Genomic DNA, 14,993 nt, shown 5'->3' with positions numbered 1-14,993 from the left:
ATAAACATCCCCCATAACGATGTAAAGCCTGCAATGAATCGTTCGGCTGAAAAACAGCCAAATTTTATTTTTTTTGGCGTCAAATTCACCATTCTGCTCAGTGAAACAGCAATTTATCGCGTAAAGATGGGTAAAACGCCTTTTCTGTCTCTCAGTCGCTGCGTATCCTCGTGACATATTTGGTGTTTCTCTCTTTAAGGAGCGCATGATGGAAAGAATTTTTAGCTCGTCGCAGCAATCGTTAGTCAGCACCCACAAAGTGCTGCGCAATACCTATTTGTTACTTGGCTTTACGCTGGCCTTCTCAGCGGTCACAGCCACACTCAGCACGGTATTTGCCTTGCCTTCACCGGGCCTGATTCTGATGCTGGTTGGCTTTTATGGTTTGATGTTCCTGACACATAAACTGGCTAACAGCCCGGCAGGTATTCTGGCTGCCTTCGCCTTTACCGGTTTCCTCGGCTACTGCCTTGGCCCAATTCTCAGCTCATTCCTCACTGCAGGCATGGGTGATGTGATCGCCATGGCGCTGGGCGGCACCGCATTGGTGTTCTTTGGTTGCTCGGCCTATGTGCTGACCACGCGCCGTGATATGTCATTCCTGAGCGGCATGATGATGGCCGGCTTTGTCGTATTGCTGGTGGCGGTGGTTGCGAATATCTTCCTGCAACTGCCTGCGCTGCATCTGGCGATTAGCGCCCTGTTCATCCTGTTCTCTGCCGGTGCCATCCTGTGGGAAACCAGCAACATCATTCACGGCGGCGAAACCAACTACATTCGTGCAACCGTGAGCCTGTACGTATCGCTGTATAACATCTTTGTTAGCCTGTTGAGCCTGCTGGGCTTCGCTAATCGCGATTAAGTTACCGCAACAGAAATTAAACCCCGCTTCGGCGGGGTTTTTGCTTTTTGGGGCCGAGCGAATTTACAATGTATGAATTAACATCATGAGGAATAACTGTGATTTTTGCCGGTAATGAAATTGCCACCGATGCGGAAGGCTATTTGAAAAATAGCGCGGACTGGAGCGAGCCACTGGCTGCGGCTATCGCAGAACAAGAAGCAATAGTAATGAGCGAAGCACACTGGGAAGTGGTGCTCTTTGTGCGTGCGTTTTACCAGGAGTTTAATACCTCACCAGCGGTGCGTATGCTGGTGAAAGCGATGGCGCAAAAATATGGCGAGGAGAAAGGTAACAGCCGTTATCTGTTCCGCCTGTTCCCGGAAGGCCCGGCGAAACAAGCCACCAAAATTGCCGGATTGCCAAAGCCGGCTAAGTGTTTGTGATTAGCCCGTGGTGAATCGGGTGGGCATTTCCGCTGGCTGATGCGGCTCCACCAGCACCTTATCCACCCGCGCACTGCGCGGCCCGCCAGCTTTCAACCAGCTGATTAATTCATCGACCTGTTGTGCTTCGCCGGACGCCAGCACTTCAACGCTGCCGTCGGCCAGATTGTGCGCATAACCGTTAAGATTCAGCTCTCTGGCCTGCGCTTGCGTGTGGTAGCGAAACCCCACGCCCTGCACCATGCCATGCACCCAGATTTTGCAGCATGTGGTTGCCATTGCGTTCTCCCCTCACCTTGCGTTGCAATTTGTCGCCATCCGCCGGAAAATGGCGCCTCATTTTTTCAGGTAAGCATAGCAAACTATGACCGTTCGATTGATTCTCGCAAAGGGACGTGAAAAATCCCTGCTCCGCCGCCATCCGTGGGTGTTCTCTGGTGCCGTTGCACGTATGGAAGGTAAAGCCCAGTCTGGTGAAACCATTGATGTCTGCGACAGCAATGGCAAATGGCTGGCTCGCGCCGCGTATTCTCCGCAATCCCAAATTCGCGCACGCGTCTGGAGCTGGCAACAGGATGAGTCAATCGACATCACCTTCTTCGTGCGCCGCTTAGAGCAAGCACAATTATGGCGTGACTGGCTGGCAAAACGTGATGGGCTGGATAGCTATCGCCTGATTGCCGGTGAGTCAGATGGCATGCCGGGCGTTACCATCGATCGTTTTGGCAACTTCCTCGTACTGCAACTGTTGTCTGCGGGTGCGGAGTATCAGCGTCCGGCCATCGTCTCAGCACTGCAACAATGCTTCCCGGAGTGCGCTATTTACGATCGCTCAGACGTCGCGGTGCGTAAAAAAGAGGGACTGGAGCTGGCCCAGGGTCCAGTTTCAGGTGAACTGCCGCCTTCGCTGCTGCCGATCACTGAACATGGCATGAAGCTGCTGGTAGACATTCAGGGCGGCCATAAAACCGGTTATTACCTTGACCAGCGTGACAGCCGATTTGCCACGCGTGGCTACTCAAAAAATGCGCGCGTGCTGAACTGCTTCTCCTACACCGGTGGTTTTGCGGTTTCTGCATTGATGGGGGGTTGCCGTGAAGTCATTAGCGTTGATACCTCGCAGGATGCGCTCGACGTGGCGAAACAGAACGTTGAGCTTAATGGTTTAGATGTGTCACGCGCGCAGTTCGTACGTGACGACGTGTTCAAACTGTTGCGCCGTTATCGCGACAGCGGCGAGAAGTTCGATGTGATCGTGATGGATCCGCCGAAATTCGTCGAGAACAAGAACCAGCTGATGGGTGCCTGCCGCGGCTATAAAGATATCAATATGCTGGCGATTCAGCTGTTGAATCCCGGCGGCGTGTTGCTGACCTACTCTTGTTCCGGCCTGATGCCGACCGATTTGTTCCAGAAAATCATCGCTGACGCCGCCGTTGATGCGGGTCGTGATGTACAATTTATAGAGCAGTTCCGTCAGGCAGCCGACCATCCGGTGATCGCCAGCTATCCTGAAGGGCTTTATCTGAAAGGTTTTGCCTGCCGCGTGCTGTGACTTGAAAACACTGTTCCTGCCTCCATATCGGTAGCAGGGCAGTCTTTTGGGAGGTCACAATGATTACGACTAAATTTGGAATTGGACAGCAGGTCCGACATCGTCTCTCCGGGGTGCTCGGCGTTATCGTGGATGTCGATCCGGAGTTTTCGCTTGATGAGCCAGAGGTTGATGATGTCGCTGCTAGCGAAACGCTACGCGCCGCGCCCTGGTATCATGTGGTGATGGAAGATGAAGAAGGCGATCAGGTCCACACCTACGTGGCTGAAATTCAGCTGGCAGGTGAAACCTCATTCGAGCATCCTGAACAACCTTCGATGGATGAGCTTGCTGCTACAATCCGGCAACAGCTGCAGGCGCCAAGCCTGCGACACTAATGACAACGGCGACGCAGGTCGCCGCTTCTGTTTTACTGTGTGATGCCCAGTCGTGGGATTTCAATCTTTGGACAACGGTCCATTATTACGGTCATACCGGCATCTTGCGCCAAGACCGCCGCCTGCTCATTAATCACGCCAAGTTGTAACCACAATGTCTCCGCACCAATGGCGATCGCTTCCTGCGCCACGCCCCACGCCGCTTCGGCATTGCGAAATACATCCACCATATCCACTTTTCCCGGCACATCCGCCAACGTGGCATAAGCCGTTTGGCCGAGAAGCTGTTGTCCTGCCAGTTTAGGACTGACCGGAATCACCTCGTATCCTTGATCAAGCAAATATTTCATGACGCCATAGCTCGCGCGGTCGGGACGATCGCTGGCACCCACTAATGCGATACGTTTGGTTTTGGTCAGTACATCGCGAATTGTTTGATCATTCATCTTTTTTCTCCGGGTTCATTCGCTTAAGTGTAGATGGCATTGCGTTTCACACTGCAACTGTTAAGCATGAGAACTTTGCGCGTCAGCACGAATAAATATGTAAAAATGTAAATTTACTGCCATAATGTAATACTTTGCTACACATAATCGATTTACCCCCTTTTGCCGGGAGTTGAAATGAAGCTGTCCTTAACTGCTACGGGTTTACTGATGTTGCTCGTATCAGCCTCCTGCCAAGCCATCACTCTCAAACTTGATCCCGAGATCGAACTGCTGGTGCTGGACGGGCGTAAAATCTCTGGTTCGCTGCTGAAAGGTGCTGGCAGTCTTGAGTTGGAACGGGGGCAGCATCAATTTCTATTTCGTGTGGAAAAACCTGGCGCTGACACCTCGCACTTTCAATCCGTGCCGATGATTGTCACTTTTAACGCCAACACCCATTCAGTAGCTATCCGTTTGCCCGCGCTAAATAATCGTCGCGAACGTACGACCTTTAATAAAACCCTCAACTTTCAGCTGATTGATGAACGTGGCATGGAGATCACCAGCCTGCGCGACCAGTTGCCGAAGGAGAGTGATCATGATTTTGAAAAGGCGATGGTGAATTACAACCGCGATGCGCATGCCGCGTCTGTACCGCGTTTCGCCTTGCATTCGCTTAGTGCCAGCGAGGCGCAGCTGAATCTGGACTACGCCTGGCAGGACGTCAGCGATCTCCCCTCTTTACAAGGCTGGTTCAAGCGTTTTGATGCCGCCACACGTTTGCGTTTTATTAGCTGGATGAAAACTTTACGCACAAGTTGATAGTGATGAAATGCCAGGGGTAAACTCCTGCATTAATAAATAATGCATGAGAAGAAACAGGAAGCCCTATGGAGCAGACCGTTCGTACCCTTCAAGTTCAAAAACATATCGCCCTCGTTGCGCACGATCACTGTAAAGCCTCGCTGTTAGAGTGGGTACAAATCAACCAAAGCACGCTCCAGCAGCATGTGCTTTACGCCACCGGCACCACCGGTAATCTTATTAATCGTCATACCGGATTGGATGTTAATGCCATGCTGAGCGGCCCAATGGGTGGCGATCAGCAAGTGGGCGCATTGATTTCGGAAGGGAAAATTGATGTGCTGATTTTCTTCTGGGATCCGCTAAATGCAGTACCGCACGATCCGGATGTGAAAGCGTTGCTGCGTTTGGCCACGGTGTGGAATATCCCGGTGGCCAATAACCGCACCACCGCAGATTTTATTATCCAGTCACCGAAATTTGCACAGCAGATTGAGATTCAGATTCCAGACTATCAGCGTTATCTCGCCGATCGTCTGAAACCCTAATCATCAGGCCTTACGGCTTTGCGGCACACCCAACTCGCGCAGGTGTTCGACAAATACCGAAGGCCGGTCTTTATCGAACATTAGCCACACCTGCTGACGTGCGCGCGTCATCGCCACATACGCCAGACGTCGCTCCTCCGCATCCGGGAAATCTTCCGGCTGCGGCAGCAAACCCTCTTCCATAATTGATTCACGCGCTTCAGCCGGGAAACCATCGCGTCCCTGATACAGGCCAAGCACAATGACAAAATCCGCCTGTTGACCTTTGCTGGCATGTATCGTCATAAAATCCAGCTGCAGTTTCGGCCAGCGCGTTTTGGCTTTATCGAGGATTGATGGACGTAAATGGTGGTACCGCGCCAGCAGCAGCACGCGCTCTTCGGGTTTGGCATAACCACTTAACTTATCCAACAACGGCTCCAGCTGCTCCTGTGGCAGCAACGTCACCGATTTTTTGTTGCCCTTGCTCAAACTATTCAGCGGCTTGCGCAGCTGATGCGGGTTTTGCTGCACAAAGCGATTGGCAATCTCACCAATGCGATCGTTAAAGCGATATGTGGTATCGAGCACGCAGCGATCGCCATCGCCGAAATAGTGATGGAACGCGGTGGTCAGGCTCATTTCAGCACCGCTAAAGCGATAGATTGCCTGCCAGTCATCGCCCACCGCGTAAAGACTCGTGCGTTTGTTTTGCTGGCGCAGCGCCGTCAGCAGTGCGGCTCGCTGCGGTGAGATATCCTGAAATTCATCGACCAGAATATGCTTCCAGGGGCTGATAAAACGCCCTTTTTCCAGAACAGCAATCGCCTGATGAATCAGACCGGAAAAATCGACCGCGCCCTCCTCTTTTAGCGCGCTTTTCCACGCTTTGAGCAGTGGTGCCATCAGTTTGACGCGCTTGCTAAAGTTATCGCGCTGCGCTTCTGCAACATCCGCAATCATCGCCGCCTGCGCACCACCGTGCATACGCATCAAACCCAGCCAGCGCTCCATACGTGAGGCGATACGCTGCGCCAGTTTGTCATCCTGCCAAAACGGACCTTCGGGGATCTCCCACTCCAGCTCCTCCTGCAACCACTGACGCCAGCCGCTTGCCTGCGCTTTCTTGCTGTTGCACTGCTCACGCCAGGTCGCAATCAGCAGTTGTCGGCGCGCCTTGCTATCGCTTTCCAGTTTGCTGATCACCGGCTGTTTATTACTGCCTTCACGGATGATATGCAGCGCCAGCGCATGGAACGTACGCGCCTGAATCGCGCTCTCGCCAAGACGCGTTTGAATACGGTCATTCATCTCTTCTGCCGCCTGACGACCAAACGCCAGCAGCAAAATTTGATCCGGTTGCGCCAGCTTGCGTTGCAGCAACCAACCCGCGCGCGCCACCAGCACCGAGGTTTTGCCACTGCCGGCACCCGCCAGCACCAGCAGGGCATCTTCGCCATTCACCACGGCTTCACATTGCGATGGGTTAAGCGGTGTCGTTTCAACCGTGGAGAAGAATTCGTGATAATCGCTGAGGATCTTACGGGTCCATTCGCGATTGCGTTGGCGAATGGCCGTTTCACCCTGCTCTAGCCATTGCTGGCAGAATTCCCAGCGTTCACGGCAGTTGTCGAACTCGGCAATGCGAGCCAGGGGCAACGGCAATGCGGAAAACTGACGCGTAATACTCTCTTTTACCGTGCTCAGTTCGCTGCGTTTTAGCCAGCGGTCCTGCTGCGTGAAGGCGAGGATTTCCTGCTCCAGCGCGACGAGCACTTCAGCGCTCACCTCGCTCATCTCCAGGCTCCACTGCTGCCAGGCGTGTTGTAAGTAGTGGAAAAAACGCTGAGTTTCCTGCCATTCAGTGCCATGCAAACGCACCACTTTCTCGCCAGGCAGCAAAAACTCCAGTTCGCCCCACACCATGCCGCGTTTGCAGGCAATGTTGAGTAACTGGTTAAACGGAATCAGATATTCATGGCGATCACCACTGACTTCCACGCCGGCGGCCAGCAAACGCACCCGATTATAGGGATGCTGTGCCAGACGTTTGCCCATCGATGTTGCTTTCAGTTCCATGTCCGCACCGTCATGTGGAATTCTTTATCGCGCAGTTTACCTGTCAGACTCTTGGCGCTCCAGCCTTAAAACAGGCTAAACTTGGCGCCACATATTGCGGATTGCAAAAGGAAAATCGCGTTTATGCGTACCGTACTTAATATTCTGAATTTCATTCTTGGCGGCTTTTTCACCACCCTCAGCTGGCTGTTTGCCACGCTGGTCAGCATCGTGTTGATTTTTACGCTGCCCTTGACGCGCTCCTGCTGGGAAATCACCAAACTTTCTCTGCTGCCATTTGGCAACGAAGCTGTGCATGTGGATGTGCTGCGTCCCGATAGCAAAAGCCATGTGATGAACACTGGCGGAACCTTCCTCAACATCTTCTGGCTGGTGCTGTTCGGCTGGTGGCTATGTCTGGCGCATATCTCGGCCGGTATTGTGCAGTGCCTGACGATCATTGGCATTCCTGTAGGCATTGCTAACTTTAAAATTGCCGCGATTGCGCTGTGGCCAGTAGGACGCCGCGTGGTCTCGGTGGAAGAAGCTCAGGCTGCGCGTGAAGCCAATGCGCGTCGCCGTTACTGAGGCCGTTCAATGATCCATAACGCTTTGCCAGGCTGGCGACGCTACTTGTTTAACAGCAGTTTGCGCTATCTGCTCCGCATCTTCTTTGCTTTAACCGGATGTGCGGCGGTGCCGTGGTGGCTGCATCAGATTGAGTGGACCATTCCGCTGACGCTTGGCGTGGTCGCCGCGGCGCTGGCCGATCTCGACGACCGCTGGATTGGGCGCGTGCGCAATCTCGCGATCACACTGGTGTGTTTCTGTATCGCTTCGGTGTCAGTTGAACTGCTGTTCCCACATCCGTGGGCATTCGGACTGGGCCTGGCGCTTTCCAGCTGGGGCTTTATTTTGCTCGGTGCACTGGGACAGCGTTATGCCACTATCGCTTTCGGTGCGCTGCTGATTGCGGTTTACACCATGCTGGGCATCGGCCTGTTCCCAAAATGGTGGATGCAGCCATCGCTGCTGTTGATCGGCGCCCTTTGGTACAACTTGCTGACCTTCATCGGCCATTTGATGTTCCCGGTACGTCCGGTACAGGAGCAATTGGCGGGAAGCTTTTCTCAGCTCGCGCGCTATCTCGAAGCCAAAGCAAACCTGTTTGATCCCGATGGCGACGAGCAGGATGATGCCACGCTGGTGGCCACGGCGATGGTTAACAGTCAGTTGGTGGCACAGTTAAATCTGACTAAAAGCACCATTCAAAGTCGCCTGCGTGGCGATCGCGGTTCACGCAGCACGCGTCGCAGCCTGCATTACTATTTTGTTGCGCAGGATATTCATGAACGTGCCAGCTCCTCGCATCTGCAATACCACCTACTGCGCGACAATTGGCGCTATAACGAGGTGCTGTTCCGCTTCCAGCGTTTGATGAATATGCAGGCGCGGGCCTGCCGGCAACTGGCTGAGACTCTTTTGCTACGCCAGCCGTGGCATCACGATAGCCATTTTGAACGCACCTTTGAACGACTGGAAACCGCGCTGCAACGGCTTCAGCAAAATGAGCCGCAGGATCCCCATATTCATGCGCTCTTTTGGTTGCTGCGCAATCTGCGCGCCATTGATGCGCAGCTAGCATCAATTGAGTCGGAGCAGATGCTGGCAGAACCGTCACCGCACAGCGATCACCATCTATCGCGTGAAGGGCTTAGCGGCTGGGCGGATATCCGCTTGCGCCTGAGTCGCCATCTCAGCCCCAACTCTGCCCTCTTTCGCCATGCAGTGCGAATGTCACTGGTACTGTGCGTTGGCTATGCCTTCATTCAAATCACTGGTGTCGATCGCGGTTACTGGATCTTGCTGACCAGCCTGTTTGTCTGCCAGCCCAATTACAACGCCACCCGACGACGCCTCGCGTTGCGAATTGGTGGCACGTTAGCCGGCATCGCCATCGGCCTGCCGGTATTGTGGCTGGTGCCATCGATTGAAGGTCAGCTGGTGCTGATTGTTCTGAGCGGTGTGCTGTTCTTTGCTTTCCGTCAGATTCAATATGCGCAAGCCACATTGTTTATCACCTTGCTCGTTCTGCTGTGCTTCAATTTGCTGGGAGAAGGGTTTGAAGTAGCGTTGCCGCGCGTGGTGGATACCTTGCTGGGCTGCGGTCTGGCATGGCTCGCCGTCGCCTTTGTTTGGCCAGATTGGCGTTTCCGCAAAATTACTGCCGTCGCCGATCGTACGCTGGATGCTAACTGCCGCTATCTTGATGCCATTATGGAGCAGTATCATCAGGGGAAAGACAATCGCCTCGCTTATCGCGTAGCTCGTCGCGATGCACATAACGCCGATGCTGAGCTGGCATCCGTGGTGTCCAATATCAGTGGTGAACTCAAGCTGCAACAACCGCTGCGTGAGAATGCGTTTCGTCTGCTATGCCTCAACCACTCCTTTCTCAGTTATATCTCCGCATTGGGAGCGCACCGCGAGCGTCTCGCGGATAGCACCTTACTTACCTTACTGGATGATGCGGTGTGCTTCATTGAAGATGTGCTACAAATCGAACGTGTCACGGATGCACAAGCTGCAGACATGCAGCAGGTGCTTATGCAACGCATGAGCGAAATGAAGATTAGCCCGGATGCACGCGCACCGTTAGTCATTCAGCAATTGGGATTGTTGGTTGCGCTGATGCCCGAAATTGCACGTCTGCGTCGTAGCCTCGTTAATAACTAAGGTTGTAAATGCTCCGCCGCAGCATGTTGGCGGAGCATTTTGAGATACCAGGCGTATAACTCCTGCCTGATTGCGCCGGGTAATGCCGCTTCATGATGTCCAGAAATTGCACCTTCCAATGCCAGCAACGTTTTTAGCCCTATGTGCTTATTCACCGCGCGCAATTTCAACCAGCATTGCCGCGATCCTGTTTCACACAGCAGCTGCACCGAACTGATCCCCACCTTATGTAGCATCAACTCCAAACGCAGGCTCAGATTTGGCAGGTCTTTCAAACGTAGCGAGACAAGTCTGGTCGCGATTTCATCCTGCGCAGCACGAAGAGAGCTGGCTGATAAATGCAGTAATTGCTCTGGATCTTGCCACAGCTGTTTGTCGACTTTGAAATAGCTTAAGGTCACCGGCACGCCACGCTTACGGTATACCAGCGGTTCCAAAGAGCGCTGCGCGTTGTAGACGTGAAGCGCCTCGCTGGCGCGCAGATAGAGTGCATCCTCATTGATGTAAGCAAAAATCACCCTCTCAACAGTCAGCGCGTAACCCCCAAATTGCGTACGCGATTCGATTTTGCCTAGTGCAGCCAACTGCGTTTTTGATTGCTCAACTACTGGGTTATATCTCTTCATAATGCCCCCTTCATTGGATTCCATGCACGGGAAATTTCCTATAAAAGCTCGCAGATTCATCTGGTTAGAAGATAAAAAAAACGATTTAGCTGTTCAATGAATAAAAGCGTGTGGGACAGAACTTGTGCAGAAATTGCGAGGCGTTTTCAGAAATTGAGGTTGATCTTTATCCAGGAAGCCATTACTGTATATTCATACAGTTCATTACTGAGTGATTAAATTATGCGTACTCATTTCTCTGGCCCTGCTGATCGTTCTCATCGTTTCGCTTCACCAAGCTTAACGCAACCTTCGCTGGGTGGAATCACTGAACTGCGCTCCAGCGAACAACCAGAAATGATGCAACTTATGCTGCTACCGGTACTAAAACAGCTGAGCGAGCAATCACGCTGGCAGTTGTGGCTCACGCCGGCTCATAAGCTGAATCGCAGTTGGATGCAGCAGTCGGGATTGCCGTTAGACAAGAGTATGCATATCACCGAATCTGAGCGTTTTAACACCGTTGAAAGTATGGTTAAGGCGTTACGTACAGGCAATTACAGCGTCGTGCTTGCCTGGATTCCGTACGAATTGAGCGATGAAGAGCGTTTAGAATTGGAACAAGCTGCAGCAGAAGGTGAAGCGCTCGGTTTGATTTTGCGTCCGCAAGGACGTCAATTTGCTCATTCCAGACAACCTAACCCAACAAAAATTCCCTCAGATTTGTTTCATTAAGTAAATCCAGGAATTTTCTCAGCATTTTTTTTGCAAAAGTTGCATCTAAGCTACTGATTCTTTTCCCGCCAGCTATGACAATGGCTTAGACGCTTTTTTGTTTTCTAATACCGAAGATTTTGCCATGTGATTTGTTAAAATGTGTGTATAAATCCCTGTTTTTTTGCTGCGCAGCGTCACATCATACTTGTAAGTTTCCAATCTCGTTGTAGACTTTAGCTCGCCAGGGTGCTCAATAACCTCCGTTTTTTCGGTAGAGTCAAAAGCGAGCGTTTAGACCCGGCGAAGGATTAACACAAAGAGCAACCTTTTTGCTCATTGCCTATTTGGATGATAACGAGGCGCAAAAATGAAAAAGACAGCTATCGCAATTGCAGTGGCACTGGCTGGCTTCGCTACCGTAGCGCAGGCCGCACCTAAAGATAACACCTGGTATACCGGTGCTAAACTGGGCTGGTCTCAGTATCACGATACTGGTTACTACGGTAACGGTTACGCGAACAACGATGGTCCAACTCACGAATCTCAGCTGGGTGCTGGTGCATTCGCAGGTTACCAGGCTAACCCGTACCTGGGCTTCGAGCTGGGTTACGACTGGTTGGGCCGTATGCCTAACAAAGGCAACCAAGTGAATGGCGCGTTCAAAGCACAAGGCGTTCAGCTGGCCGCTAAACTGAGCTACCCAATTACCGAAGACTTCGATGTCTACACCCGTCTGGGTGGTATGGTATGGCGTGCTGATTCAACTCAAAACAACAACGGCGTTCGCATCAGCGACCACGACACCGGCGTTTCTCCGCTGGCTGCTGTTGGTGTTGAATACGCACTGACCAAAAACTGGGCGACTCGCCTGGACTATCAGTGGGTTAACAACATCGGTGACGCAGGTACCGTTGGTGCACGTCCAGACAACAGCATGCTGAGCGTAGGCCTTTCTTACCGTTTCGGTCAGGATGAAGATGCAGCGCCAGTTGTAGCTCCGGCTCCAGCTCCAGCGCCAGTTGTTGAAACCAAGCGTTTCACCCTGAAGTCTGACGTTCTGTTCACCTTCAACAAAGCTTCTCTGAAGCCAGAAGGTCAGCAGGCTCTGGATCAGCTGTATAGCCAGCTGAGCTCAATGGATCCAAAAGACGGTTCTGTTGTCGTACTGGGCTTCACCGATCGCATCGGTTCAGAGCAGTACAACCAGAAGCTGTCTGAGAAACGTGCTCAGTCTGTAGTTGATTACCTGGTCTCTAAAGGTATCCCAGCTAACAAGATCTCTGCACGCGGTATGGGCGAATCTAACCCAGTTACTGGCAACACCTGTGACAGCGTGAAAGGCCGTAATGCCCTGATCGACTGCCTGGCGCCAGACCGTCGCGTTGAAATCGACGTGAAAGGTATCAAAGACGTTGTAACTCAGCCACAGGCTTAAGTTATCACGCAGTAAAAAACCCCGCTTCGGCGGGGTTTTTTTATGGCTGAATGTAATGAGAGTGAAAAGAATTTTATTCTTTTTCCGAACCGCCGTTACCCAGGATCGCTTGCAAGTCTTGCTTCAGGGTCGTCATCTGACTGGCGTACTTCTCTTTGCGCTCGGCATCTTCAATCAGCTGCACAATGGTTTCTGACAGCGTGTTACTGCGCCGCTGCGCCAATCCCGCCAAACGCTGCCACACCAGATATTCCAGATCGATAGATTTCTTGCGCGTGTGTTGATGCTCAGCATTGAAGTGACGCTTTCGGCGTGCACGTATCGTCTGCTTAAGACGATTGTCCAAATCCGGATGAATATGCTGCGCGATCCACTCATTAACCTCGACCGGGCTATTCTCCATCGAAAGCAGCGTATCGACTGCAGCTTGGGCCGCACTAAGCTCTAGATGACGAGTGATCAGTTCACCCTCCCGATGCTTTTTCACCAGGTATTTCCACTTCCATCCACTTTCAAGATTTTCGAGTTGCTGGTATTTCATCGGAATCTCATCGTGATCACGTAACAAACTAAGAATAACAGCTTTTTTCCTGGATGCAGCAAGGAAAAACATGTTGCAGCAGTCACAATCCGGGCCGGAACTCCGCCGTGATTAACCGGGTTGATTCCTGTATAATCGCGCTTTTCCTAAATCAGACTAATGCGAATATTTTGACCAGCACTCAAATTACGTGGCAAGCCCTGCAGCCGGATAGCGACCGCTACCAATCCATTTTCTCGAATGTCTCACTGGAAGATTGCGATAGTCTTGCCGCGGTTCAGCCGCGTCTGCTGAATGCGCTGGCGCATTTGCATCATCAAACGTTGGGATTCCCGCTGCTGTTATTACGCAGTCAGGAAAACAGTGATTACCTGGCTTGCATCGCCGATGCGGCACAACGCTTCCAGCCGGATGAAATTTCCCTCTATGGCGGCGACTATCATGTGATGGGCGATACCGTTAGCCTGCTGGCGCCTACCGATATCAATCGTCCGTTTACGAGCCAGGGTGGCGTGCATTTCGCGGACTGGATTGAAGCTGAACAGCTGTTCGGATGCGTACGTCAATACAAAGACCGCGTTCAACCTGAACCCGGCCTTCTGCATCGCGCCAATGGTGGCACGTTAATCCTGGCCGTCAATACCTTACTGGCGCAGCCGCTGCTGTGGTTGCGTTTGCGTAAATGCATCGAGCAAGGTCGCTTCGATTGGTATTCGCAGGATGAACGTCAACCCCTACCCGTCGCCATTCCGCCGCTACCGCTGCAGCTGCGACTGGTGTTGTGCGGCGATCGTGATGCGCTGGCTGCTTTCCAGGAAATGGACGTCGAAGTTCATGAGATGGCGCTCTACAGCGAATTCGAAGAAAGTTTACAGATTCTCGACGAAGATGACATGACATCGTGGTGCCAGTGGACATTAACCCAGGCTGAACAAGCGGGTCTGGCACAGCCTGAAGCGGATTTCTGGCCATTATTGATTACCGAAGCAGCTCGCATGACGGGTGATCAAGATACCTTGCCATTGTGTCCTCGCTGGCTTCGTCGCCAACTGCAGGAAACGGCGCTGCATGGTGACAGTATCAATGGTGAAGCGCTGAAAGAAGCGCTTGAAGCCCGCCAGTGGCGTGAAAGCTTCCTCGCAGATCGCATGCGCGATGAAATCCTGCTCAATCAGATCATGATTGAAACTGAAGGCGAAGTGGTTGGGCAAATCAACGGCCTGTCGGTGGTTGAATTCCCCGGTCATCCGCGTCCCTGGGGCGAACCCTCACGCATTACCTGCGTGGTACATCCGGGCGATGGCGAGTTCACCGATGTCGAGCGCAAAGCCGAGTTAGGGGGCAACATTCATGCAAAAGGCATGATGATTATGCAAGCCTACCTGATTGCCGAGCTGGAACTGGAGCAGCAGCTGCCCTTCTCCGCTTCACTGGTTTTTGAACAATCCTATTCGGAAGTAGATGGCGACAGCGCATCGCTGGCTGAGTTGTGTGCATTAATCAGTGCGCTCGCTAATCAGCCAGTCAACCAGCAGATTGCGGTAACCGGTTCAGTCGATCAGTTTGGTAATGTGCAGCCGGTGGGTGGTCTGAACGAAAAAATTGAAGGTTTTTTCCACATCTGTAATTCCCGCGAGCTTACCGGCAAGCAAGGTGTGATTTTCCCTGCTAGTAATGCGCGCCATCTCAGTCTGAATCAGGATGTGGTGGAAGCGGTGAAGGCCGGACAATTCCATCTCTGGGCCATTGAGAGCGTAGATGAAGCGCTGCCGCTATTGACCGGGATTGCCTGGCAAAGTGAAAGCGGCGAATCACTGCTTAGCACCATTCAGGAACGTATTACGCAGTTGAATCAGCAGGAAGCTCGCCTGCGTCCATGGCCATTGCGTTGGCTCAACTGGTTCAACCACAGCTGATAACATT

Annotated in this window: 16 protein-coding genes; 11 read left to right on the top strand and 5 right to left on the bottom strand. The window is 52.4% G+C overall.

The window, feature by feature from the left end; genetic code table 11:
- Positions 1–208: 208 nt before the first annotated feature.
- Both yccA and tusE read left to right on the top strand, forming a co-directional pair.
- Positions 209–862 carry an FtsH protease modulator YccA gene (gene yccA, locus ACRQ84_RS02920; RefSeq protein ID WP_007887332.1) on the top strand — a complete coding sequence of 218 codons (654 nt, stop codon included), beginning with the start codon at positions 209–211 and terminating at the stop codon, positions 860–862.
- Positions 863–960: 98 nt separating this feature from the next.
- Positions 961–1,287, top strand: coding sequence for a sulfurtransferase TusE (tusE, locus tag ACRQ84_RS02915; protein ID WP_483817136.1), 327 nt, complete (start codon positions 961–963; stop codon positions 1,285–1,287).
- Here the strand turns inward: tusE and yccX are convergent, their stop codons facing one another.
- Entirely contained in the window at positions 1,288–1,566 is a 279-nt protein-coding gene (yccX, locus tag ACRQ84_RS02910; protein ID WP_483817135.1) for an acylphosphatase, read from the bottom strand.
- Between the two features lie 85 nt (positions 1,567–1,651).
- Here yccX and rlmI point away from each other — a divergent pair, with 85 nt between their 5' ends.
- Positions 1,652–2,842, top strand: a complete 1,191-nt coding sequence (gene rlmI / locus ACRQ84_RS02905; RefSeq protein ID WP_064740791.1) for a 23S rRNA (cytosine(1962)-C(5))-methyltransferase RlmI — start codon at positions 1,652–1,654, stop codon at positions 2,840–2,842.
- Between the two features lie 59 nt (positions 2,843–2,901).
- Positions 2,902–3,219 (top strand): heat shock protein HspQ, encoded by a 318-nt coding sequence (gene hspQ, locus ACRQ84_RS02900; protein WP_064740790.1) that lies wholly within the window; start codon positions 2,902–2,904, stop codon positions 3,217–3,219.
- Positions 3,220–3,251: 32 nt separating this feature from the next.
- Here the strand turns inward: hspQ and ACRQ84_RS02895 are convergent, their stop codons facing one another.
- Complete coding sequence (locus ACRQ84_RS02895) at positions 3,252–3,665, bottom strand: CoA-binding protein (protein ID WP_064740789.1); 414 nt, start codon at positions 3,663–3,665, stop codon at positions 3,252–3,254.
- Positions 3,666–3,842: 177 nt separating this feature from the next.
- On the opposite strand from ACRQ84_RS02895, the gene ACRQ84_RS02890 reads away from it, so the two are divergent.
- Together ACRQ84_RS02890 and ACRQ84_RS02885 are read left to right on the top strand one after the other, a co-directional pair.
- Positions 3,843–4,469, top strand: a complete 627-nt coding sequence (locus tag ACRQ84_RS02890; RefSeq protein WP_483817134.1) for a YccT family protein — start codon at positions 3,843–3,845, stop codon at positions 4,467–4,469.
- Between the two features lie 68 nt (positions 4,470–4,537).
- Positions 4,538–4,999 (top strand): methylglyoxal synthase, encoded by a 462-nt coding sequence (locus tag ACRQ84_RS02885; RefSeq protein ID WP_176970840.1) that lies wholly within the window; start codon positions 4,538–4,540, stop codon positions 4,997–4,999.
- A 3-nt stretch (positions 5,000–5,002) separates the two neighbouring features.
- Here ACRQ84_RS02885 and helD read toward each other — a convergent pair whose 3' ends face one another.
- Complete coding sequence (gene helD / locus ACRQ84_RS02880; RefSeq protein WP_483817133.1) at positions 5,003–7,057, bottom strand: DNA helicase IV; 2,055 nt, start codon at positions 7,055–7,057, stop codon at positions 5,003–5,005.
- Between the two features lie 123 nt (positions 7,058–7,180).
- On the opposite strand from helD, the gene ACRQ84_RS02875 reads away from it, so the two are divergent.
- Positions 7,181–7,624, top strand: a complete 444-nt coding sequence (locus ACRQ84_RS02875) for a YccF domain-containing protein (protein WP_064740785.1) — start codon at positions 7,181–7,183, stop codon at positions 7,622–7,624.
- 9 nt (positions 7,625–7,633) lie between these two features.
- Positions 7,634–9,772 (top strand): YccS family putative transporter, encoded by a 2,139-nt coding sequence (gene yccS / locus ACRQ84_RS02870; RefSeq protein ID WP_483817132.1) that lies wholly within the window; start codon positions 7,634–7,636, stop codon positions 9,770–9,772.
- Here the strand turns inward: yccS and ACRQ84_RS02865 are convergent.
- Positions 9,769–10,398 carry a TfoX/Sxy family DNA transformation protein gene (locus ACRQ84_RS02865; protein WP_064740783.1) on the bottom strand — a complete coding sequence of 210 codons (630 nt, stop codon included), beginning with the start codon at positions 10,396–10,398 and terminating at the stop codon, positions 9,769–9,771. The genes yccS and ACRQ84_RS02865 overlap by 4 nt on opposite strands.
- Positions 10,399–10,620: 222 nt before the next feature.
- Between ACRQ84_RS02865 and sulA the strand changes: the two genes are divergently transcribed.
- Both sulA and ompA read left to right on the top strand, forming a co-directional pair.
- Entirely contained in the window at positions 10,621–11,112 is a 492-nt protein-coding gene (sulA, locus tag ACRQ84_RS02860; protein WP_064740782.1) for an SOS-induced cell division inhibitor SulA, read from the top strand.
- A gap of 349 nt (positions 11,113–11,461) precedes the next feature.
- Positions 11,462–12,529: a porin OmpA gene (gene ompA / locus ACRQ84_RS02855; protein WP_064740781.1), complete on the top strand. Its 1,068-nt coding sequence runs from the start codon at positions 11,462–11,464 to the stop codon at positions 12,527–12,529.
- A gap of 73 nt (positions 12,530–12,602) precedes the next feature.
- Here the strand turns inward: ompA and matP are convergent, their stop codons facing one another.
- A complete protein-coding gene (matP, locus tag ACRQ84_RS02850) occupies positions 12,603–13,070 on the bottom strand; it encodes a macrodomain Ter protein MatP (RefSeq protein ID WP_155726421.1) in 468 nt (155 codons plus the stop codon).
- Between the two features lie 53 nt (positions 13,071–13,123).
- Between matP and ACRQ84_RS02845 the strand changes: the two genes are divergently transcribed.
- The gene (locus ACRQ84_RS02845; RefSeq protein ID WP_483817131.1) at positions 13,124–14,986 is read left to right on the top strand and encodes an AAA family ATPase; all 1,863 of its coding nucleotides are present in this window, start codon (positions 13,124–13,126) and stop codon (positions 14,984–14,986) included.
- The last annotated feature ends 7 nt before the right edge of the window (positions 14,987–14,993 follow it).

Source organism: Pantoea sp. E2023-21 (assembly GCF_051302795.1).
GTDB classification, from domain to species: domain Bacteria; phylum Pseudomonadota; class Gammaproteobacteria; order Enterobacterales; family Enterobacteriaceae; genus Pantoea; species Pantoea ludwigii_A.
This window is presented reverse-complemented; position numbering and strand designations above follow the sequence as displayed.

Excerpts from the sequence above, each read along its gene's own strand:
- yccA (WP_007887332.1), top strand. The coding sequence starts at position 209 with ATGGAAAGAATTTTTAGCTCGTCGCAGCAATCGTTAGTCAGCACCCAC.
- yccX (WP_483817135.1), bottom strand. The coding sequence starts at position 1,566 with ATGGCAACCACATGCTGCAAAATCTGGGTGCATGGCATGGTGCAGGGC.
- rlmI (WP_064740791.1), top strand. The coding sequence starts at position 1,652 with ATGACCGTTCGATTGATTCTCGCAAAGGGACGTGAAAAATCCCTGCTC.
- hspQ (WP_064740790.1), top strand. The coding sequence starts at position 2,902 with ATGATTACGACTAAATTTGGAATTGGACAGCAGGTCCGACATCGTCTC.
- ACRQ84_RS02895 (WP_064740789.1), bottom strand. The coding sequence starts at position 3,665 with ATGAATGATCAAACAATTCGCGATGTACTGACCAAAACCAAACGTATC.
- ACRQ84_RS02890 (WP_483817134.1), top strand. The coding sequence starts at position 3,843 with ATGAAGCTGTCCTTAACTGCTACGGGTTTACTGATGTTGCTCGTATCA.
- ACRQ84_RS02885 (WP_176970840.1), top strand. The coding sequence starts at position 4,538 with ATGGAGCAGACCGTTCGTACCCTTCAAGTTCAAAAACATATCGCCCTC.
- helD (WP_483817133.1), bottom strand. The coding sequence starts at position 7,057 with ATGGAACTGAAAGCAACATCGATGGGCAAACGTCTGGCACAGCATCCC.
- ACRQ84_RS02875 (WP_064740785.1), top strand. The coding sequence starts at position 7,181 with ATGCGTACCGTACTTAATATTCTGAATTTCATTCTTGGCGGCTTTTTC.
- yccS (WP_483817132.1), top strand. The coding sequence starts at position 7,634 with ATGATCCATAACGCTTTGCCAGGCTGGCGACGCTACTTGTTTAACAGC.
- ACRQ84_RS02865 (WP_064740783.1), bottom strand. The coding sequence starts at position 10,398 with ATGAAGAGATATAACCCAGTAGTTGAGCAATCAAAAACGCAGTTGGCT.
- sulA (WP_064740782.1), top strand. The coding sequence starts at position 10,621 with ATGCGTACTCATTTCTCTGGCCCTGCTGATCGTTCTCATCGTTTCGCT.
- ompA (WP_064740781.1), top strand. The coding sequence starts at position 11,462 with ATGAAAAAGACAGCTATCGCAATTGCAGTGGCACTGGCTGGCTTCGCT.
- matP (WP_155726421.1), bottom strand. The coding sequence starts at position 13,070 with ATGAAATACCAGCAACTCGAAAATCTTGAAAGTGGATGGAAGTGGAAA.
- ACRQ84_RS02845 (WP_483817131.1), top strand. The coding sequence starts at position 13,124 with ATGCAGCAAGGAAAAACATGTTGCAGCAGTCACAATCCGGGCCGGAAC.